This is a genomic window from Streptomyces sp. NPDC057900, from assembly GCF_042887885.1.
In the GTDB taxonomy this organism is placed as follows: Bacteria; Actinomycetota; Actinomycetes; order Streptomycetales; family Streptomycetaceae; genus Streptomyces.
Genome location: NZ_JBHVOI010000005.1, coordinates 346,981 through 366,913, shown reverse-complemented (window position 1 = coordinate 366,913; position 19,933 = coordinate 346,981). Strand labels below are relative to the sequence as shown.

The 19,933-nt window shown below is 72.7% G+C and carries 16 protein-coding genes; 9 read left to right on the top strand and 7 right to left on the bottom strand.

Features of this window, described 5'->3' with window-relative positions; translation table 11 throughout:
* Window positions 1-2 precede the first annotated feature (2 nt).
* The 4 genes from ACFVQ0_RS21900 to rsmH are packed head-to-tail and all read right to left on the bottom strand — an operon-like array spanning window position 3 to window position 5,335.
* Window positions 3-1,721 (bottom strand): UDP-N-acetylmuramoyl-L-alanyl-D-glutamate--2,6-diaminopimelate ligase, encoded by a 1,719-nt coding sequence (locus ACFVQ0_RS21900; RefSeq protein WP_390090401.1) that lies wholly within the window; start codon window positions 1,719-1,721, stop codon window positions 3-5.
* A gap of 18 nt (window positions 1,722-1,739) precedes the next feature.
* Window positions 1,740-3,725, bottom strand: coding sequence for a peptidoglycan D,D-transpeptidase FtsI family protein (locus ACFVQ0_RS21895; RefSeq protein ID WP_390090399.1), 1,986 nt, complete (start codon window positions 3,723-3,725; stop codon window positions 1,740-1,742).
* Between the two features lie 4 nt (window positions 3,726-3,729).
* The gene (locus ACFVQ0_RS21890) at window positions 3,730-4,320 is read right to left on the bottom strand and encodes a hypothetical protein (RefSeq protein WP_390090397.1); all 591 of its coding nucleotides are present in this window, start codon (window positions 4,318-4,320) and stop codon (window positions 3,730-3,732) included.
* Window positions 4,321-4,369: 49 nt separating this feature from the next.
* Window positions 4,370-5,335 carry a 16S rRNA (cytosine(1402)-N(4))-methyltransferase RsmH gene (gene rsmH / locus ACFVQ0_RS21885; protein WP_390090395.1) on the bottom strand — a complete coding sequence of 322 codons (966 nt, stop codon included), beginning with the start codon at window positions 5,333-5,335 and terminating at the stop codon, window positions 4,370-4,372.
* Between the two features lie 401 nt (window positions 5,336-5,736).
* Between rsmH and ACFVQ0_RS21880 the strand changes: the two genes are divergently transcribed.
* The 4 genes from ACFVQ0_RS21880 (at window position 5,737) to ACFVQ0_RS21865 (ending at window position 11,414) form a co-directional block, all read left to right on the top strand.
* Window positions 5,737-6,300 (top strand): beta-class carbonic anhydrase, encoded by a 564-nt coding sequence (locus ACFVQ0_RS21880; protein WP_390090393.1) that lies wholly within the window; start codon window positions 5,737-5,739, stop codon window positions 6,298-6,300.
* Between the two features lie 242 nt (window positions 6,301-6,542).
* Window positions 6,543-7,592, top strand: coding sequence for an AAA family ATPase (locus ACFVQ0_RS21875; protein ID WP_390090391.1), 1,050 nt, complete (start codon window positions 6,543-6,545; stop codon window positions 7,590-7,592).
* On the top strand, window positions 7,592-8,977 hold the full coding sequence (locus ACFVQ0_RS21870) for a DUF58 domain-containing protein (RefSeq protein WP_390090389.1): 1,386 nt from the start codon (window positions 7,592-7,594) through the stop codon (window positions 8,975-8,977). The genes ACFVQ0_RS21875 and ACFVQ0_RS21870 overlap by 1 nt, the downstream gene beginning before the upstream one ends.
* A 10-nt stretch (window positions 8,978-8,987) precedes the next feature.
* Window positions 8,988-11,414, top strand: coding sequence for a DUF3488 and DUF4129 domain-containing transglutaminase family protein (locus tag ACFVQ0_RS21865; RefSeq protein ID WP_390090387.1), 2,427 nt, complete (start codon window positions 8,988-8,990; stop codon window positions 11,412-11,414).
* A gap of 200 nt (window positions 11,415-11,614) precedes the next feature.
* Here ACFVQ0_RS21865 and ACFVQ0_RS21860 read toward each other — a convergent pair whose 3' ends face one another.
* The 3 genes from ACFVQ0_RS21860 to ACFVQ0_RS21850 form a co-directional block, all read right to left on the bottom strand.
* Window positions 11,615-12,013, bottom strand: coding sequence for a DUF3040 domain-containing protein (locus ACFVQ0_RS21860; RefSeq protein ID WP_024493487.1), 399 nt, complete (start codon window positions 12,011-12,013; stop codon window positions 11,615-11,617).
* Between the two features lie 284 nt (window positions 12,014-12,297).
* Window positions 12,298-13,056, bottom strand: coding sequence for a class I SAM-dependent methyltransferase (locus ACFVQ0_RS21855; RefSeq protein ID WP_390090385.1), 759 nt, complete (start codon window positions 13,054-13,056; stop codon window positions 12,298-12,300).
* Window positions 13,057-13,158: 102 nt separating this feature from the next.
* On the bottom strand, window positions 13,159-13,683 hold the full coding sequence (locus ACFVQ0_RS21850) for an SAV_6107 family HEPN domain-containing protein (RefSeq protein ID WP_390090383.1): 525 nt from the start codon (window positions 13,681-13,683) through the stop codon (window positions 13,159-13,161).
* A 168-nt stretch (window positions 13,684-13,851) separates the two neighbouring features.
* Between ACFVQ0_RS21850 and ACFVQ0_RS21845 the strand changes: the two genes are divergently transcribed.
* The 5 genes from ACFVQ0_RS21845 to ACFVQ0_RS21825 all read left to right on the top strand — a co-directional run bounded on the left by ACFVQ0_RS21845 (window position 13,852) and on the right by ACFVQ0_RS21825 (window position 19,889).
* Window positions 13,852-14,646 carry an ATP-binding cassette domain-containing protein gene (locus ACFVQ0_RS21845; RefSeq protein ID WP_390090381.1) on the top strand — a complete coding sequence of 265 codons (795 nt, stop codon included), beginning with the start codon at window positions 13,852-13,854 and terminating at the stop codon, window positions 14,644-14,646.
* Entirely contained in the window at window positions 14,618-16,705 is a 2,088-nt protein-coding gene (locus tag ACFVQ0_RS21840) for a YhgE/Pip family protein (protein ID WP_390090379.1), read from the top strand. Before ACFVQ0_RS21845 ends, ACFVQ0_RS21840 begins: the two co-directional genes overlap by 29 nt.
* Window positions 16,706-16,734: 29 nt before the next feature.
* The gene (locus ACFVQ0_RS21835) at window positions 16,735-17,346 is read left to right on the top strand and encodes a TetR/AcrR family transcriptional regulator (RefSeq protein WP_311306182.1); all 612 of its coding nucleotides are present in this window, start codon (window positions 16,735-16,737) and stop codon (window positions 17,344-17,346) included.
* A gap of 376 nt (window positions 17,347-17,722) precedes the next feature.
* Window positions 17,723-18,340, top strand: a complete 618-nt coding sequence (locus ACFVQ0_RS21830) for a DUF4126 domain-containing protein (RefSeq protein ID WP_390090377.1) — start codon at window positions 17,723-17,725, stop codon at window positions 18,338-18,340.
* A gap of 31 nt (window positions 18,341-18,371) precedes the next feature.
* Window positions 18,372-19,889, top strand: a complete 1,518-nt coding sequence (locus ACFVQ0_RS21825; RefSeq protein WP_390090375.1) for a phytoene desaturase family protein — start codon at window positions 18,372-18,374, stop codon at window positions 19,887-19,889.
* Window positions 19,890-19,933 lie beyond the last annotated feature (44 nt).

Sequence of the window (19,933 nt, the reverse complement as noted above, 5' to 3'; positions counted from 1 at the left end):
GGTCATCCCTGACTGTTGTTCTCGTGGGTGGGGGCGCGGTGGGCGGCGCTCTCGTGTCCCATGGACCGCTCGATGGCCTCGCGCAGGACCACCCGGTCGTCGAAGGGGCGCACGACGCCGTGGATGTCCTGGCCCTGCTCGTGGCCCTTGCCCGCGACGATCACGGTGTCGCCGGGGCCGGCCCGGCCGACCGCGGCGGCGATGGCGGCGGCCCGGTCGGCGTCGACCAGGACGTCACCGCGTTCGTGCACGGGCACTTCGGCGGCGCCCGCGAGCATGGCGGCCAGGATGCCGAGGGGGTCCTCCGAGCGGGGGTTGTCGGAGGTCAGCACGGCGGTGTCGGCGAGCCGGGCCGCGGCCGCTCCCATCGGGCCGCGCTTGGTGGTGTCGCGGTCGCCGCCGCAGCCGAGGACGATGTGCAGCTTGCCCTCCGTGACCTTCTGGAGGGAGCGGAGCACCGATTCGACGGCGTCGGTCTTGTGCGCGTAGTCGACGAGCGCGAGATACGGCTGTCCGGCGTCGATCCGCTCAAGCCGGCCGGGCACTCCGGGCACGGCGGCGACACCGTCGGCCGCGATCTGCGGGTCGATGCCCGCGACGGCGAGGGTGACGATCGCGGCCAGGGTGTTGGCGACGTTGAACGGTCCGGGCAGCGGAGCCTTGGCGGTGGCCCGTTCGTCCTTGGGGCCGACGACCGTGAAGGTGGAGCCGAGCTGGCCGACCTCGACGTCCTCGGCCCGCCAGTCGGCGTCCGGGTGGCCCTCCGCGGAGAAGGTGGTGATCGGGACGGACGCCTCGGTGATCAGCCTGCGGCCGTACTCGTCGTCGAAGTTGACGACGCCCTGCCTGCTGCGCTGCGGGGTGAACAGCCGCGCCTTGGCCTGGAAGTAGTCCTCCATGCCGGAGTGGAACTCCATGTGCTCCGGGCTGAGGTTGTTGAAGACGGCGACGTCGAAGACGCAGCCGTCGACCCGGCCGAGCACCAGGGCGTGGCTGGAGACCTCCATGGTCACCGCGTCGGCGCCGCGCTCGCGCATGACGGCGAACAGGGCCTGCAGGTCGGTGGCCTCCGGCGTGGTCCGCTCCGACTTGATGCGTTCGTCGCCGATCCGCATCTCCACGGTGCCGATCAGGCCCGTGCTGCGGCCGGCGCCGCGGAAGCCGCCCTCGACGAGGTAGGCGGTGGTGGTCTTGCCGGAGGTCCCGGTGATGCCGATCTGGAGCAGGTCTGTGCCGGGGTGCCCGTAGATCTCGGCGGCGAGTTCGCCCATCCGGCCGCGCGGGTCCTCGACGACCAGCACCGGGAGCCCGGTGGCGGCGGCGCGTTCGGCGCCCGCCGGGTCGGTGAGGATGGCGGCGGCGCCGAGGCCGGCCGCCTGGGCGGTGAAGTCGGCGCCGTGCAGGCGGGCGCCGGGCAGGGCCGCGTACACGTCTCCGGGGCGTACGGCCCTGGAGTCGTGGGTGATGCCGGTGACTTCGCCGGTGCCCGGCGGTTCGACTCCCAGCCGGGTGGCCAGATCGGCAATGGAGGTCGGCCGCAGCCGATCCGGGCGGGGCGCTCCCGGGTAGTTCACAGGGGCGTCCTTCTGGGTGGTTCGGGACTGTTCAGCGTGGGACACGGCGGTGAGCGTACCGGGAGCACCCGGCCTCTCGCGAAGTGAGGGGTTGGGGTCGTGGTGGTTCCCGTTCCGGTTCCCGGGATCAGGGGTGATGGTTGTCACTGGAGGGTCTCCCCGAGTTCACTCGCCGGGTTTGAAGGACACCGGCAGCCTGGCCGGCTCGCTGCCGGATGGTGCGGTCTGAAGGGTCTTGAGCGCGAATTCCATGACCTGCTTGTAGATGGGCCCGCAGATCTGGCCGCCGAAGTAGCCGCCCTTGGTGGGGTTCTGGATCGCACAGTAGACGGTGATCTGAGGGTTGTCGGCGGGGGCGAAACCGGCGAAGGAGGCGGTGTAGCCGTGGTAGCCGCCGCGTACCGGATCGACCCGGTTGGCCGTACCGGTCTTGCCCGCGACGCGGTAGCCGGGGATCTTGGCCTGGGTTCCGGTGCCCTCCTGGTCGCCGACGACCGACTCCAGCATCTTCGCCAGTGTCTTCGCCGTCTTCTCGCTGACCACCCGGGTCTGCTCGGGGGCGTCGGCGGTGGTGAAGCGGCCGTCGGCCCCCTTGGTGCCGCGGACCAGGGTGGGTGCGATCCGGACCCCGCCGTTGGCGATCGTGGAGTAGATCGAGGCGGCCTGCATGGCGTTGAGCGAGAGTCCCTGGCCGAACGGGATCGTGTACTGCTGCGAGGTCGACCAGTCCTGCGGCTTGGCGAGGATGCCGGGGGTCTCACCCGGGTAGCCGAGTCCGGTCGGTGAGCCGATGCCAAATTTGCGCAGGTAGGAGTAGAGCGTCTTGTTGGCCTGGGCCTGCGTCTTGCCGAGCTGTCCGGCGGCCAGGATGGTGCCGATGTTGCTGGACTTGGCGAGTACGCCGTTGAGCGTCAGGTACCAGGTGGGGTGGTCGATGTCGTCCTTGAAGAGCCGGTCGCCGCGGTGCAGCCGGTTGGGGACGGTGACGTGGGTGCCGGGGGTGGCAGCCCCCTCCTCCAGTACCGCGGCCATGGACATGACCTTGCTGGTGGAGCCGGGCTCGTACACGTCCTGGAGCGCGGCGTTGCCCAGGGACGCCGCGTCGGCCTGCGAGAGGTCGTTGGGGTCGAATCCGGGGGCGTTGGCCATGGCGAGCACCTCGCCGGTCCGGGTGTTCTGGACGACGACGTAGCCCCGGTCGGCCTTGGACTTCTTCACCTGTTCGGAGATGGCCTTCTGGGCCGCCCACTGGATGTCGCGGTCGATGGTCAGCTCGATGTCGGAGCCCGCGACGGCAGGGACCTCCTTGGTGCCCGCGGTGGGCACCCGGCGGCCGCCGGACTGGGCGTACTTGATCGTGCCGTCCTCGCCCGCCAGCTCCTTGTCCAGCTGCGATTCGAGGCCGCCCGCGCCCTTGCCCTCCGCGTTGACGTAACCCAGTATCCCGGCGGCGAGGCCGCCGTTGGGGTAGACCCGTTTGGTGGTCGCCTCCTGGAAGACACCGGCGAGCACATTGGCTCCTGGGCCGCCGGCCGCCTTGTCCTTGGAGGCCTTCTCCGCGAAGACCGACTTGAGGTCCTTGATCTGCTTCCAGACCTGCGGGGTCTGCCGGCGGGCGAGCACCGTGTAGCGGCTCTTCGGCTTCGCGAGCTTCTTGGTCAGCTCGGCCGCGTCGGCGCCGAGGATGGGCGCGAGCAGGGCGGCCGCCTGCTGGGGTGCGTCCGGGGCCTTGCTGTCGGCCGGGGTGAACATCTTGGGGTCGGCGGTGATGTCGTACGCGTCGACGCTGGTGGCCAGCGCGATGCCGCTGCGGTCGGTGATCTCGCCGCGCTCGGCGGCGACGGTGTAGCTGAGGTAGCGGTTCTTGTCCGCCTTGGCGGCGTACGCGTTGGCGTCGACGGCCTGGACCTGGAGGAGCCGGACGACGAACGCGATCATGACGAGCGTCAGGGCGAGGCTGACCAGCCGGAGCCGGGGGCGCGGGCTGCCGAGCCGCAGCGTGCGGCCGGAGCGGGCGCGCGGGGCCGGCCGGCGCGCGGCGGGCGCGGGCCGCCGTCGCGCGTCGGGGCGGGGACGGCCGGATCGGGGCGCCCCGCCACGGGGGCGCGCCGGGCCGGGGACCCGGCGGCGCGGGGGTTCCTTGGAGGGCACTGCGTCACCTGCCGGGGCTCGATGAGGGCTGGTCTGCCTGGGTACGCGGGGCCGCCGGGGTGCTCGGCGCGGCCGCGCCGGGGCCGGCGGCGGAGGTGCTCGGCCCGGTGGCCGCGCTGCCCGACGGGGTGGGGCCGCCGGACGCGGGCGAACCGGAGGGGGCCGCCGGGCTCGCGGGGGGCGGCGGCGGCGCGGTGGTCTTCTGCGGGGGTGCGGGGGCCGGTTCCGAGGTGGCGGTGGAGGGCACGCCCCGGACCCTGCCGTCGGGGCCGAGGAAGACGGGGCTGCCGCCGGGGACCATGCCCAGCTCCCGGGCCCGGCGGGCGAGCGCGTCGGGTTCGGCGGAGCTGTCGACGTCGCGCTGGAGCGCCTGCTGCTCGTCGGTGAGGTCCGTGGTGCGCTTCTTCAGCTCGCTCAGCCGGAACGATCCTTCGTTGAGCGCGGAGTTGAGCACGAGCAGGGTGATCAGGCCGCCGCCCAGGAGCAGGACGACCAGCAGGACGAAGGGGGTCCGGGCGGCCTTGCTCGGCCCGGCCGGCATCAGCCGGGTGAGCCGTGCGGCACGCCCCTTCAACTGCCCGGCCGCTCCGCTCACCGCACCGCCCCGTCCCTCGGCCGTGTCGGCCCGCCGGGGTTCCGGGGGCTCATCGCTCCTCCGCCCTGATCCGCTGGGCGCCTCGCAGCCGGGCGGGGGCGGCGCGCCGGTTCTCCGCGACCTCCTCCTCCGTGGGCAGCTCCGCGCCCCGGGTGAGCAGCTTCAGCCGGGGCTGGTAGCGCTCGGGGACGACGGGCAGCCCGGCCGGAGCGGTGTTGGCGGCGCCCGCCGCGAGCACCTGCTTGACCAGCCGGTCCTCCAGCGAGTGGTACGAGAGGACGGCGATGCGCCCGCCGACGGCGAGGCTCCGCACGGCGGCCGGGATCGCCCGTTCCAGCACCGTCAGTTCGCCGTTGACCTCGATGCGCAGGGCCTGGAAGGTGCGTTTGGCGGGGTTGCCACCGGTGCGCTTGGCGGCCTGCGGCAGCGAGTCGCGGATCAGCTCGACGAGCCGGGCGCTGTTGCTGAAGGGTTCCTTCTCGCGCTCGCGGACGACGGCGGAGACGATCCGCTTGGCCTGCTTCTCCTCGCCGTACGCCCGCAGGATCCGGACCAGTTCGCCGGGCGGGTAGGTGTTGAGGACCTCGGCGGCGCCCATGCCGGTCGTCTGGTCCATGCGCATGTCGAGCGGGGCGTCCTGGGCGTACGCGAACCCCCGGTCCGCCTCGTCCAGCTGCATGGAGGAGACGCCGAGGTCGAACAGGATGCCCTGGACCTCGGGGACGCCGAGCCGGTCGAGCACCTCGGGCAGTTCGTCGTAGACGGCGTGCACCAGGGTGGCGCGGTCGCCGTAGGGGGCGAGCCGCTCACCCGAGAGGCGCAGCGCCTCCTTGTCCCGGTCCAGCGCGATCAGCCGTGCCGTGGGGAAGGCCGAGAGCAGCGCCTCGCTGTGTCCGCCGAGGCCCAGCGTGCAGTCGACGACCACGGGCTGCTGCGGCCCCGGTGCCTCCAGAGCCGGGGCCAACAGGTCCAGGCACCGCTGGAGCATCACCGGGACGTGTCGGGTCTGGCTCATGCGCCCTCTCAGGCTCAGGTCCCGGGTGGCGGCACGTACGGCCTGGTCCCCGCCCGCTCGCGAAGGGGAGGTCCGCCGGCGCCGGGGAAGGGGCGTCAGCCGACCGGCGAGCGGGAGAGGGCCGGGCCGTACGTACGCCGCGCACACGGGGAAACTTCGGAATGTGCAGGGTGTCGGTAACTTCCCGTCACTTTAGACCGACCGGCAGCCGGTCCTGCTCCACCCTGCCATTCGATCGATTCCCGATCAATCAACCCGGCAGCGCGTCGGCCGTCCCTTTGTTCACCCGGCCGGGTGACCTGGAGTGAGGCTTGTGGGTTACCTCACAACAAACACCGTTGACGTTCTTTGTCCGCTTCCACGCCACGCCGGAGCGGCCGGGCCGGGCTAACGTCTTGTCCATGTCGATTTCCGCGCATTCCCCCGCCGAGCCGTCCGCTCCCGCCGCAGGCCGGGCCAACTCCGGCGGTACGGTCACCGACCGCCTGGTCGGTGCGAACACCGAGTACGCCGCCGAGTTCACCGATCCGGGCATGGACGCCAAGCCGGTGCTGCGCGTCGCCGTCGTCGCCTGCATGGACGCCCGCCTCGACCTGCACAAGGCGCTCGGCCTGGCGCTCGGTGACTGTCACACCATCCGCAACGCGGGCGGAGTGGTCACCGATGACGTGATCCGCTCGCTGACCATCAGCCAGCGGGCCCTCGGCACCCGCAGCGTGATTCTGATCCACCACACGAACTGCGGCATGGAGTCGATCACCGAGGAGTTCCGCCAGGAGCTGGAGGGCGAGGTCGGCCAGCGCCCGGTCTGGGCCGTGGAGGCCTACACCGACGCGGACCAGGACGTCCGGCAGTCGATCCAGCGCGTCCGCACCTCGCCGTTCCTGCTGCACAAGGATGACGTCCGGGGCTTTGTGTTCGACGTGACCACCGGTCTGCTGCGCGAGATCCTTCCGGCTTCCTGACCTCAGGAAAGACCCTTTCGGGCATCGAAAAACCCACCCAACCCGACATATCGACCCTTGTTATCCACAGGCGAGTGACACGAAGCGGTAACGGCAACAAGAATGCGGGTGTGACACCACGTCGGACATCGTCCGGCGGGGTGTCCGCATTTCGGGGTGGGCCGGGCCGTACAGGAGCACCGGACCGTGACTGGGGAATCCCGTGCTCCTGGTGAGCGTGGGGCAGGGCCGAGGAGGGCCGGGTGACGACCTATGACGATCGAGCGAGCCTCACAGATCTGACCACCACAGCGGAGCGGGTGCGCAGGTCGGTGGAGAGTGTGATCGAGGGCAAGCCTGAGGTCGTACGGCTTTCGCTGACCGTGCTGCTCGCGGAGGGGCATCTGCTGATCGAGGATGTTCCCGGTGTCGGCAAGACCATGCTGGCCAAGGCGCTGGCGCGGTCCATCGACTGCTCGGTGCGGCGCATCCAGTTCACACCGGACCTGCTGCCCTCCGACATCACCGGGGTCTCCATCTTCGACCAGCAGCGCCGCGAGTTCGAGTTCAAACCGGGTGCGATCTTCGCCCAGATCGTGATCGGCGACGAGATCAACCGCGCCTCGCCCAAGACCCAGTCCGCGCTGCTGGAGTCGATGGAGGAGCGCCAGGTCACGATCGACGGGCACTCCTACGAGCTGCCCGACCCGTTCATGGTCGTGGCCACCCAGAACCCGGTCGAGATGGAGGGCACGTATCCGCTGCCGGAGGCCCAGCGCGACCGGTTCATGGCCAGGGTGTCGATCGGCTACCCCAGCCCGGAGGCCGAGCTCCAGATGCTCGATGTGCACGGCGGCGTCTCGCCCCTGGACGACCTCCAGCCGGTGGCGCACGCACACGACATCGCGAAGCTGATCGAGGCCGTGCGCACGGTCCATGTCGCGGACGCGGTCCGCCGGTACGCGGTGCAGCTCGTCGGGGCCACCCGCGGCCACGCCGATCTCAGACTCGGCGCCTCGCCGCGTGCCACCCTGCACCTGCTGCGCGCGGCGAAGGCCACCGCGGCGCTGAGCGGACGGGACTACTGCCTGCCGGACGACGTCCAGGGGCTGGCGGTCGCGGTGCTCGCACACCGGCTGCTGCCCACCGCTCAGGCCCAGCTCAACCGCCGTACCGCGGAGCAGGTCGTGCTGGAGATCCTCCAGCAGACACCGGTGCCGACCGCCGCGGGCGGCGCGTCCGTCCCGTCCCCGCCGCATCGCCCTGCCGCCTCGTACGACACCCGGCAGCAGCCCGGCGTACGGCGGCTCTGATGAGCGCCGGGGGGCCCGCGGCGATGGACGACGGCGACGACAAGGGGGGTCTGCGAGCCGCTCTGAGCGGGCTGACGACCCGGGGCCGGTCCTTCCTCGCCGCCGGTATCGCCGCCGCGGTCTGCGCGTACGTGCTGGGCCAGGGGGATCTGCTGCGGGTCGGACTGCTGCTCGCCGTGCTGCCGCTGGTCTGTGTGGGGGTGCTCTTCCGGACCCGGTACCGGGTCGCGGGGACCCGGCGGCTCTCGCCGTCCCGGGTGGCCGCGGGCACGGAGGCACGGGTCCACCTGAGGATGGACAACATCTCGCGGCTGCCCACCGGCCTGCTGATGCTCCAGGACCGGGTGCCGTACGTGCTCGGCCCCCGGCCCCGCTTCGTCCTGGACCGGGTGGAGGCGGGCGGCCGGCGCGAGGTGTCCTACCGGGTGCGGTCCGATCTGCGGGGGCGCTATCCGCTCGGCCCGTTGCAGCTGCGGCTGAGCGATCCGTTCGGGATGTGCGAGCTGACGCGTTCGTTCACCGCGTACGACTCCCTCGTCGTCATCCCCCGGACCGAACCGCTGCCGCCGGTGCGGCTGGCGGGCGAGTCCTCCGGGTACGGCGAGGGGCGGCAGCGGTCGCTGGCGCTGGCCGGTGAGGACGACGTGATTCCGCGCGGCTACCGGCACGGCGACGACCTGCGCCGCGTCCACTGGCGTTCGACCGCGCGCTACGGCGAGCTGATGGTGCGCCGCGAGGAGCAGCCGCAGCGGGCCAGATGCACGGTGCTGCTGGACACCCGGCAGATCGCCTACCAGGGAACGGGGCCCGACTCCGCGTTCGAGTGGGCGGTGTCCGGGGCCGCCTCCGCGCTGATGCACATGCTGGAACGGGGCTTCTCCGTCCGGCTCCTGACGGACGAGGGCAGCGTGCTCCCGGTCGAGGGGGCGGGCGGATTCTCCGGCTCGGGCCAGGATCCGGCGGCCGCGGCCGGGCTGATGATGGACACCCTCGCCGAGGTGGACAACTCCGACGGGGGCGGCCTCTCCCGGGCGTACGACGTGCTGCGCGGCGGCAACGAGGGCCTGCTGATCGCCTTCCTGGGCGAACTGGACGAGGAGCAGGCGGCGGTGGCCGCCCGGATGCGGCAGCGCAGCGGTGGCGCCGTCGCCTTCGTGCTGGACAGCGCCGCCTGGGTGCACGGCGAGTCGCCCGCCACGGAGGAGGCGTCCGAGCAGCGGCTGCGACTGCTGCGCGAGTCGGGGTGGACGGCGGTCGCGGTGAAGCCCGGCAGCGGCCTCGCCGGGCTGTGGCAGCAGGCGAGCCATCTCGGTTCGCTCACGCAGTCCGCGGCCGTGGGCGGTTCTACGGGCGGTACGACAGGTTTCTCCGGTGGTTGGTCATGAGGGGACGGGCATGAGCGGTCGTGGTCGGCTGGCGCTGTGCGCCTATGCGGCGACGCTGATGGCGGCGTGTTCGATGCTGCCGCTGGTCGACCCGGTCAGCTGGATGGTGCAGGCCGCGTTCCTGCTGGCCATCCAGTGCGGGGTGGGGGCGCTCGGCCGCCGGGTGCCGCTGCCCCGGCTGCTGACCGTCGCCGTGCAGCTGCTGGTCACGCTGATGCTGCTCACCGTGGCGTTCGCCAGGGAGCAGGCGCTGGCGGGGTTCCTGCCGGGGCCGCAGACCGTGGTGCTGCTCTCGGATCTGCTGTCGGAGGGTGCCGATGACGTCAGCCGGTACGCGATTCCGGCTCCGGCCACGGCGGGCATCCGGCTGATGCTGGTGGGCGGTGTGCTGCTGGTCGGTCTGGCGGTGGACGTGCTGGCGGTGACGTTCCGCAGCGCCGCCCCGGCCGGGCTCCCGCTGCTGGCCCTGTACTCCGTCGCGGCCGGGCTGTCGGACGGCGGTGCGGACTGGCTGTGGTTCCTCCTCGCCGCCTTCGGCTATCTGCTTCTGCTGCTGGGCGAGGGGCGCGACCGGCTCTCGCAGTGGGGCCGGGTCTTCGCCGGTGCGGCCGGGCCCGGCCGAGGTCCGGCCGGTGGCGGCCTCACGGGCGGCGGAGCGCTCGCCCCGGTGCGCACGGGGCGCCGCATCGGGGCGCTGGCCCTGGGCATCGCGCTGGTCGTTCCCGCGGCGCTGCCCGCCCTGGACGGCGGTCTGCTGTCCGGTTCCGGGGCGGGCAACGGCAAGGGGGGCGGTGGCGGCACCATCTCCGCGGTGAACCCGCTGGTCTCCCTTCAGAACAACCTCAACCAGCCGGAGAACCGGCAGGTGATCTCGTACCGCACCAACTCGAACAGCCCGCAGGACTTCTACCTGCGGATCCTGGCGCTGGACCAGTTCAACGGCAACGAGTGGCGGGCCTCGACCCGTCGGCTGAAGGACGTGCCGAAGCGGCTGCCGAGCCCCGGGGGGCTGTCCCCGGAGGTCGCGGTCACGGAGATCAGCTCGAACATCTCCGCGTCCAGTTCGTACCGGCAGACGTATCTGCCGCTGCCCTATCCGGCGACCGAGGTCCGGGTCGGCGGGCACTGGCGGTACGAGTCAGAGGGGCGCACCCTCGTCGGCGACGGCGGGGAGACGACCCAGGGGGCGCAGTACCAGGTGTCCAGCCTGGTCGTGCAGCCGACGTCGGACCAGCTGGCCAACGCGGGACCGGCCCCGGCCGCTCTCCAGCGCGAGTACACCCGGGTGCCCGGCTCGCTGCCGAAGGTGGTCAAGGAGACGGCGGAGAAGGTGACGCGGGGCGCCGGAAACCCCTACGAGCAGGCGGTGAAGCTCCAGGACTACTTCGCCTCCGAGGGCGGGTTCACCTACAACACCTCGGTGAACTCCGGCACCGGCAGCGCGGCGATCGGCCGCTTCCTGAAGGACAAGGAGGGCTTCTGCGTCCACTTCTCCTTCACGATGGCCGCGATGGCCCGGACGCTCGGAATTCCCGCCAGGGTCGCCATCGGCTTCACTCCGGGGACCACGCAGCCGGACGGTTCGGTCTCGGTCGGGCTGCGCGATGCGCACGCCTGGCCGGAGCTGTTCTTCGAGGGCGTGGGCTGGACCCGGTTCGAGCCGACGCCGACGCGTGGCACCGCGCCTTCGTACACCCTGCCGGACGCCCCCTCCGGTGATCCGGCCGGTCCCGACCGCCCGGAGGCGGGCGCGTCGGCCGCCACGCCGGTCGCCCCGTCCGCCTCGGAGAGCTGCCCGGCGCAGGAGCGCAAGCAGGGCGAGTGCGGCAACACGGTGGCGCCGGGAGCGGTGGGTCCGACGGATTCGGGGACGCCGGCCGGCACGGTGGCCGGCGTGACCCTGCTGGTGGTGCTTGTACTGCTGCTGCCGCTGCTGCCGATGCTCTGGCGGATCCGGGCACGGGCCCGCAGGCTGAGCTTCTCCGCCGGGCGTACGCCGGGTGACGTCACCGCCAGAACGCTGGCCGCCTGGCGGGAGATCACCGATACGGCGTGGGACCACGGCATCGTCCCGGACGAGTCCCTGACCCCGCGCAAGGCGGCGGAGCGCCTCGTACGGCTGGGGCGGCTCGACACCGAAGGTGCCGAGGCGGTGCACCGGGTGGCGGGCGCGGTGGAGCAGGTGCTCTACGCACCGGAGCCGCGGCCCGAGACGGGGCTCTCCGAGGACGTGCGGGCGGTACGGGCCGCGCTGCGGGCCTCCGTCGGCGGGCTGCTCCGGTTCCGCGCGACCGTGGCACCGCGCTCGGCCGTACGGGTGATGTGGGCGGCCTCGGAGCGCCGGGCGGCCCTGACCGCGCGGTGGCACCTGCCCCGGCGCCCGGCGTGGCTGCGGCGGCCCGGCTGGTCACGGCGCCCGTCCGGCCAGGAGGGCTGACACCGTCGGGGCCGCCGGCCAGGAGGGCTGACACCGTCGGGGCCGCCGGTCGGGAAGGCTGACCGGCGGCCCGGACGGGCCGGGTGTTCTCCACGGGCGGACACGCGTGTTCTCCCTGGGCGGACACGGGTGTGCGGATACACGTGTGAGGGGCGGCCGCAGAAATGCGACCGCCCCTCACCCATAAGTGTTCGAAGCGCTTACTGGCCCTGCTCATCGCGGCGGCGCTGCCACCGTTGCTCGATCCGATTCATCACGGTCCGGCGTTGTTTGGGCTGTCGGCGCTCGCCCCCGCCTCCGGTCCCGGCCGTCTGTTGCTCACCGGGCTTGGGCGCTTTGCGCCAGCCCGTGACCGCGAGCACCGCACAGCCGAGCATGACGAGGAACCCCACCACGCTGATCCAGATCTGCTGGGCGACCATTCCGGCCATGAGGAGCGCGATACCCACCAGGAAGCCAGCAACTGCCTGGTAGACCCGTCGCCGGGTGTACGTACGCAGCCCGCTTCCCTCAAGCGCTGTCGCGAACTTGGGATCTTCGGCGTACAGCGCTCGCTCCATTTGCTCGAGCATTCGCTGCTCGTGCTCCGAGAGCGGCACGGAGTCCTCCTCGTCGTCGGCCGCGGGGGGCGGCCGGTATGCGGCCCTTCCAGGATAGGCAGGGAATCGTCCCCGTGAAACCCGCCCTCATTGCCAATCAGCCAGTCCGGGCCGCCACGGCGGCTCAGCTGCTGAGGCGTTGATTCCCCAACCTCCGATCCGTCATGCCGGATGGTGTCCTCCGATCATACGGGGCTCAGGCGCTGATCGGGGCTGCTGGGCCGTACTCCGTCTGCGGCTGCGTTGCTGATCAGCCGCGCTAGTAGCGTGATCCGGCCGGTGGCTCAGGCCTGCCTGGCACCCAGAACGTGCAGCTGGGTCGCCACCGAATGGAAGGCCGGCAGTTCCGCGGCCGCCGTCTCCAGCTTCAGCAGGGCTTCCATCGCACCGGGCTCGGTGTCCACCAGGACGCCGGGAACGAGGTCCGCGAAGACGCGTACGCCGTGCACCGCGCCGACCTCGGCACCGGCCGCGGAGACCAGCTCGGTGAGCTGCTCGGCCGTGTAGCGCCGGGGCATCGGGTCGCCCTCGCCCCAGCGGCCCGCCGGGTCGCTGAGCGCCTGCCTGGCCTCGGTGAAGTGGCCGGCGAGCGCACGGGCCAGGACCGCGCCGCCCAGTCCGGCGGCGAGCAGGCTGAGGGCGCCGCCCGGACGGAGCGCGTCCACCGCGTTGCGCACGCCCTGTGCGGGGTCGTCCACGTACTCCAGGACGCCGTGGCAGAGCGCCGCGTCGTAGCCACCGCGCCCGACCACGTCGAACAGGCCGAGGATGTCGCCCTGGACACCGTTGACCCGCTCCGCCACCCCGGCCTCCGCGGCGCGGCGCTCCAGCGCGAAGAGCGCGTTGGGGCTGGGGTCGACGACGGTGACCCGGTGGCCGAGGCGGGCCACCGGCACCGCGAAGTTACCCGTGCCGCCGCCGGTGTCCAGCACGTCCAGGGCGTCCCTGCCGGTCGCCTTGACCTGACGGTCGAGTGCGTCCTTGAGGACCTCCCAGACCACGGCGGTACGGAGGGAGGCGCGGGGGCGCAGCTGATCCGACACGGCAGTTGACTCCTCGGCACGGGCCGCCGCTTGGGGCGGAGCGTGAACAGCGCAGGTGATAGGTCCCGACCACCCTATTGCCTCGCGCCGCCCGCACCGCCCTCACGCCTCCGGCCGCTCCCCGCGCGGCTGCGGCAGCACGGGCTGGAGGACCAGCAGCCGCTCCACCAGGCGAAGGAACATCGCCGCGTCCCGCAGCAGATCGTCCGCGTCACGCCGGCCCGCCGCACCGGGTATGCCCGCCTCCGCACGGGCCCGGCGCCGGGCACCGGAGGCGAACAGCGCGCTCCACTCGGTCAGCTCGGGGGCGATCTCCGGGAGGACCTCCCAGGCGCTGCGGATCTTCTCGCGGCGCCGCCGGGAGGGCTCGGGGCGCCCCCGGACGGCGAGCACGGCGGCCGCGGCGCGCAGCGCGGCGAGGTGGGCGGTGGCATACCGCTCGTTGGGCACGTCGAGAACAGCCGCCTCTTCGAGGCCGGCGCGGGCCTGGGCGAGGAGGTCGAGAGCGGCGGGCGGCGCCGTGGCACGCCGGAGAACGGGGTGGACGTCTTGCGCCGGACCGGTCGATGAGGGGGCAGGGCCGTCTGCGCGGCGTCGCGGGGCGGCTGCTGCGGACGAGTGGGCCATGACAGAACCTCCTGTCTCGTAACGGCTCGGTGGCCGTCTGTATCCATCGTGACGGCCCCCACTGACAATCGGCCCCGATCGCGGCCTGACCTGGAGTTTTGCTTCGATCGCAAGTTCGGGCTACCTTTTTGCACTGACCAGTCAGTCCAAAGAGTTTGGGGAGAGCTTGTGGACAGCCCGCACGGGGCCGCCGTCACCGCCGGGAATCTCGGGCTCAAGGGGCCGCGCGGCTGGGTCTTCCGCGAGGTGACCTTCAGCGCCGGGCCCGGCTCCCTGATCGCGGTCGAGGGCCCCTCCGGCTCCGGCCGCACCTGCCTGCTGCTCGCCCTCACCGGCCGGATGCGCCCGTCGGAGGGCCACGCAGAGACCGGCGGGCTGCGCCTGCCGCGCCGGGCCGCCGCCGTACGGCGCATCGCGGCGCTGGGACCCGTGCCGGGGGTCAACGAGCTGGACCCTGCCCTCACGGTCGCCGAGCACCTGCGCGAACGCGCCCTGCTCCAGCGCCGCTACGACGGCTCCCCGCGCGCCCTGCTGCGCCCGCGCCGCGCGCGCGCCGCCTCGGCCGGGGCCCGGATCGACGCGGCACTGGACGCGGCCGGGCTCGACCCCGCCACCCTGCCCAAGGCAGAGCGGACCCGCGTACAGGATCTGGAGCGGCTGGAGGCGCTGCGGCTCTCCGTCGCCCTCGCGCTGATCGGGCGGCCCGCGCTGATCGCGGTGGACGACGCCGATCTGAAGCTCTCCGACGCCGAACGCGCCGAGGCCTGGGAGCTGCTGCGCTCCCTCGCCGCCGACGGTACGACCGTGCTGGCCGTATGCAGCGGCCCGGCCCCGGCGGACGCGGTGACCGTACGCACGGGAGCACGCACCACCGGCACCACCGGCACCACCGACAGCACCGACATTCACGACACTGACGACGAAGGGACCGCCGATGCGCTCGCCGCGACTGGCCGCTCTTGAGCTGCGGCGCTTCGGCCGGGGCAGGCTGCCGAGAGCCGCCCTCGCCGCCCTCCTGCTGCTGCCGCTGCTCTACGGCGCCCTGTACCTGTGGTCGTTCTGGGACCCGTACGGCCGCCTGGACCGCATCCCGGTCGCCCTGGTCAACGACGACAAGGGCGCCACCGCCGAGGGCAAGCGCATCGAGGCCGGGGACGAGATCACCGGCAGACTGCTCGACTCCAAGGTCTTCGACTGGCACGAGGTGAGCGCGAAGGAGGCCGACAAGGGCGTCGAGGACGGTACGTACTACCTCTCGCTGCGCATGCCGTCGGACTTCAGCAGGCGCATCGCCTCCAGCTCCGGGGACTCCCCCGAGACCGGCGCGCTCCAGGTGCGCACCAACGACGCCAACAACTACATCGTCGGCCAGATCTCCCGGACGGTCTTCTCCGAGGTCCGCACCGCCGCCTCCGCCAACGCCTCGCGCGGCTTCCTGGACCGGATCTTCATCAACTTCTCCGACCTCCACGACGCGACGGCGAAGGCCGCCAAGGGCGCCGACGATCTCCGGGGCGGGATCGGCAAGGCGAAGAAGGGCTCCAAGGACCTCGCGGACGGGCTGAAGGACGCGAAGGCGGGCAGCAGCCGGCTGGCGGGCGGCATCGTCAAGCTGAACACCGGCGCGGGCGACCTGAAGACCGGCTCGCAGCAGGTCGCGGACGGCACCCAACTGCTCGCCGACAAGGTGAACGCGGTGGCGGCCGACATCCGCCCGTTCCTCAAGGACAACGGGAAGTCGATCGGGGACACCGCCCGGCTGGTGGCCGATTCCTCGCAGACCGTACGGGACAACCTCGACGTGCTGGTCAAAGCCGCGCCCGCGGCCGCCACCGCGGCGCACACGGCGTCCGACGATCTCACCGCCGTCCACCGCACCCGGTGCGAGGAGCAGCCCCTTCCCGACGCCACCGTCTGCGCGCCGCTCAAGCGGGCCGTGAAGGCTGCCGCCGACGTGGCGGCCGTGGCCGACGACGTGAACGTCCTGGTGACGAACCAGCACGGGGACCTCACGGCGCTCCGGGGCCAGCTGACCACCCTGCAGAAGCAGGCCGACGCACTCGCCGAGCGCTCACCGCACCTGGACGAGGACTTGAACGGCGCGGTCAAGAAGATCAACGCGCTCAACACCGGGGCCCACAAGGTCGCCAAGGGCGCGGACCAGCTGCACACCGGGCTGGCCACGGCCCGGACGGGTTCGGCCGAGCTGAACACCGGCGTGGGCGACCTGAAGAAGGGCGCGACGAGCCTGGACAGCGGGATGGTCCGGCTCAAGGACGGCTCGGCCACCCTCGCCCAGGGCCTCAACGAGGGGGCCGGCAAGATCCCCGACTACGACAAGAAGGACCGTGACGCCCGTACCGGGGTGATGGCGGACCCGGTGCAGCTGGCCTCCCAGTCGCTGCACGCCGCCCCGAACTACGGCACCGGCTTCGCGCCCTACTTCATCCCGCTCTCCCTCTGGGTCGGCGCGATGGTGGCGTACATGCTGATCCAGCCGCTGAACCGGCGCGCGCTCGCCGCCGGGGCCCCGGCCTGGCGGATCGCCCTCGCGGGCTGGCTGCCGGTGGCCGCGATCGGTCTGCTCCAGGTGGCCGCCCTGATGTCCGTACTGCACTGGGGGCTCGGACTGCAGATGGTCCGGGCGGCCGGGACGGTCGGCTTCCTGGCCCTGGTGACCTGCTGTTTCGCCGCGATCGTGCAGTGGCTGAACGCCCGCTTCGGAGCGGCGGGGCGCATCCTCGTGCTGGCCGTGCTGATGCTCCAGCTGACCTCGGCCGGGGGCACGTACCCCGTCCAGACCAGTCCGGGCTTCTTCAACGCGATCCACCCCTACCTGCCGATGAGTTACGTCGTCGAGGGGCTGCGCCGGCTGATCACGGGCGGCGGACTCGGCCCCGTCTGGCAGGGCTGCGCGGTGCTGACGGCCTTCACCGCGGGCGCGCTCGCGCTGACCGCCGTCTCGGCGCGCCGCAAACAGATGTGGACCGTGGACCGGCTGCACCCGGAGCTGAGCCTGTGAGCACCCCGGGACCTGTGAGAATCAGGAGCATGGAAAGCAGTAGCACCACGCGCCGCCAGGCCACCCGGCAGAAGCTCTACGAGGCGGCCGTGACCCTCATCGCCGAGAAGGGCTTCTCGGCCACCACCGTGGACGAGATCGCCGAGCGCGCCGGGGTCGCCAAGGGCACGGTCTACTACAACTTCAAGAGCAAGACCGAGCTGTTCGAGGAGTTGCTGCGGCACGGCGTCGGGCTGCTCACCGCCTCGCTGCGCGCGGCGGAGGAGGAGACCGACGCCCGGGGCGGCAGCCGGGTCGAGGCGCTGGACGCCATGATCCGGGCCGGTCTGGCCTTCATCGACCGCTATCCCGCCTTCACCCAGCTGTACGTGGCGGAGCTCTGGCGGACGAACCGGGCCTGGCAGGCAACCCTGCTGGTGGTGCGTCAGGAGGCCGTCGCCGTGGTCGAGGGAGTGCTCAGGGAGGGGGTCGCGGGCGGCGAGCTCAGCGAGGAGATCGACATCCCGCTGACGGCGGCCGCGCTCGTCGGCATGGTGCTGGTGGCGGCGCTGGACTGGCAGGCGTTCCAGCCGGAGCGGTCGATCGACGACGTGCACTCGGCGCTGTCCCTGCTGCTGCACGGCCGCGTCAGCGGGCGCTGACCCGGCCAGGCGCCAGGCCCGCGGGCTCCAGCCCCGCGGACGCACGACGACGCCGGTCCGACCGGGCCCGATCCCCCCGGGCCTCGCCTGACCGGCGTCATCCGTGCTGCCGGAGAGCCTCCCCCGTGACCCCGTTCGTTCCCCCGTGGTCCCGGGCCCTCCGTCGCTGCCCCCGTTCGGACGGGGCACCGCGGCCGCTCCGCCGCCCCGTGCCGGCGGTACCGTCGCGGCGCCCCTCCCGTGGTCACCACTCTGCCGTTTGCGCGGGCCGCGGCCCATCCGCGTCCCTACTCATCCGGCGTTCTAGGTACGGATACTCAGACCTGCGCACCGAAGCCCTCCCCCGCCCGTACGCCGACTGGTTACGATCGCGTCCGTGTCCGTACTCCCCCTGGTGTTCACGAGCGGCTGGGCGAGCGGGATCAACGCCTACGCGGTGGTCCTCCTCCTCGGCATATTCGGCGCGACCGGTGTGAGCGACGAGGTGCCCGCCTCGCTCCAGCGCACCGATGTGCTCGTCGTGGCCGGTGTGCTCTTCCTGTGCGAGCTGGTGGCCGACAAGATCCCTTATGTCGACTCGGTCTGGGACACCGCCCACACCGTCATCAGGCCGGTCTCCGGAGCGGTCGTCGCGGCGCTGCTGGCGGGCGGGGACGGTTCGCTGCCGGAACTCGCGGCCGGGGCCGTCGGCGGTTCCACCGCGCTGGTGAGCCATCTGGTGAAGGCGGGCACCAGAATGGCCGTCAACACCTCCCCGGAGCCGTTCAGCAACATCGCCATGAGCACGGTCGAGGACCTGGGCGTGGCCGGGGTCGTCACGTTCGCCATATTCCATCCCTGGATCGCGGCCGGCATCGCCGGGACGCTGCTGCTGCTCGGGCTGGTGATACTGGCCTTCCTGGCCTCCCGCATCCGCCGGTTCCTGCGCCGCAGGGCGCAGCGGCGGGAGGAGAAGCGGCTGACCGCCGTCCCTTCCCGGTGGCCTGACGGCTGAGCTGTCGGTGGCGGCCGTTAAGGTCGCTGCCATGGCACGTATTGCGGTGATCGGCGCCGGGATGGGCGCGATGTCGGCGGCGGCACGGCTGGCCGTGGCAGGCCACCGGGTGACGGTGTACGAGCGCTCGGAGACCTTCGGCGGCTCGGTCGGCCGCCATGCGCGGGACGGCTTCGCGTTCGACACCGGGCCCTCCCTGCTGCATCTGCCCGCGGTCTACCGCGACCTGTTCGTGAAGACGGGCAAGGAGCCGCTGGAGCGGTGCGTCACGCTGTCCCAGGTCGATCCGGCGAGCCGTCATGTCTTCGCGGACGGCACCTCGGTGTCGCTGCCGAACGCCTCGCGGTCCGGAGTCGTCACGGCGCTGGACGCCGCGCTCGGGGACGGTGCGGGTGAGCGCTGGGGCGCGTTCCTGGACCGGGCCGGGGATGCCTGGGACCGGTCCAGGCGGCCCTTGCTGGAGGAGCCGCTGCGCCCCGACTGGCAGGTGCTGGCCCGTGATCCGTACCCGGCCCCGGTGCGGCGTCGGCTGCTGCGCCCGGCGCTGCGGGCCGGCACGGTGGCGGAGGTGGGTTCCTGGGAGCTGGCGGACCCCCGGCTGGCCGCCCTGTTCGACGGGTACGCGCTGTCCTACGGCCTGGATCCGCTGCACGCCCCGGCGAGCGCGGCCCTGCTGCCGTACATGGAGGAGACGTTCGGCAGCTGGTACGTCTCCGGTGGCATGCGGGCGCTGGCGCGGGCGGTGTACGAGCGGTGCCTGGCGCGCCGGGTTGAGTTCGTCTTCGGTGCCGAAGTGGCCCGGGTGGTGGAGAAGGACGGCCGCGCCGCCGGGGTGGAGCTGGCCGACGGATCGGTCCGGGAAGCCGCCCATGTGGTGCTGGGCGCCCAGCCGCGGCCGGGGCTGATCCCCGGTCAGGAGATCTGGCGGGACGGCGATGTGACGGTTCAGCCCCGGCCGGGCGGCGCCGGGGCGACGGGCCGGTTCGTGGTGCTGCTGTCGCTGCGCGGAGCACGCCCCTCCGATGCCGCGCACCGGACGCTGGTTCATCCGGCGGACGGGGCGGCCGAGCGCGAGGCGGTGTTCGGCGGCCGGCTCGCCGAGCGCCCCACGGTGACGGTGCTGCGCCCGGACGACCCCTCAACGCGCCCCGACGCGGACCACGAGGCGGTGACCCTGATGGCGACGGTCGCCCCGCACGGCGCGGTGGACTGGACGGACGCCGCGCTGCGGAAGCGGTACGCGGACACCCTGATCGACGCGGCGGAAGCGGCCGTGCCCGGCCTGCGCGAACGCGTGCTCCACGCGGAGGTGCGGACGCCCGCGGAGACAGAGGCGGAGACCGGCGCGGCGGGTGGCGCGGTTCCCCCGCCCGCACTGGCCGGGGCCGGGGGCGGGTATCTGCACGCGGGCAACAGCACCCGGGTGCCCGGTCTGCTGCTGGCGGGCGGCTGGTCGCATCCGGGCGGCGGTCCGGCGCACGCGGGGATGTCGGGGACGCTGGTGGCGGGGCTGATCGTCGAGGGGGACGGCTTCCGCGGATCGCAGTGAGCCGGGCGAAGCCGGGGCGTGAGCGGCGCCGGTACCGTCCCGGC

Excerpts from the sequence above, each read along its gene's own strand:
- ACFVQ0_RS21835 (WP_311306182.1), top strand. The coding sequence starts at position 16,735 with ATGGAAAGCAGTAGCACCACGCGCCGCCAGGCCACCCGGCAGAAGCTC.
- ACFVQ0_RS21840 (WP_390090379.1), top strand. The coding sequence starts at position 14,618 with ATGCGCTCGCCGCGACTGGCCGCTCTTGAGCTGCGGCGCTTCGGCCGG.
- ACFVQ0_RS21870 (WP_390090389.1), top strand. The coding sequence starts at position 7,592 with ATGAGCGCCGGGGGGCCCGCGGCGATGGACGACGGCGACGACAAGGGG.
- ACFVQ0_RS21850 (WP_390090383.1), bottom strand. The coding sequence starts at position 13,683 with ATGGCCCACTCGTCCGCAGCAGCCGCCCCGCGACGCCGCGCAGACGGC.
- ACFVQ0_RS21825 (WP_390090375.1), top strand. The coding sequence starts at position 18,372 with ATGGCACGTATTGCGGTGATCGGCGCCGGGATGGGCGCGATGTCGGCG.
- ACFVQ0_RS21880 (WP_390090393.1), top strand. The coding sequence starts at position 5,737 with ATGTCGATTTCCGCGCATTCCCCCGCCGAGCCGTCCGCTCCCGCCGCA.
- ACFVQ0_RS21865 (WP_390090387.1), top strand. The coding sequence starts at position 8,988 with ATGAGCGGTCGTGGTCGGCTGGCGCTGTGCGCCTATGCGGCGACGCTG.
- rsmH (WP_390090395.1), bottom strand. The coding sequence starts at position 5,335 with ATGAGCCAGACCCGACACGTCCCGGTGATGCTCCAGCGGTGCCTGGAC.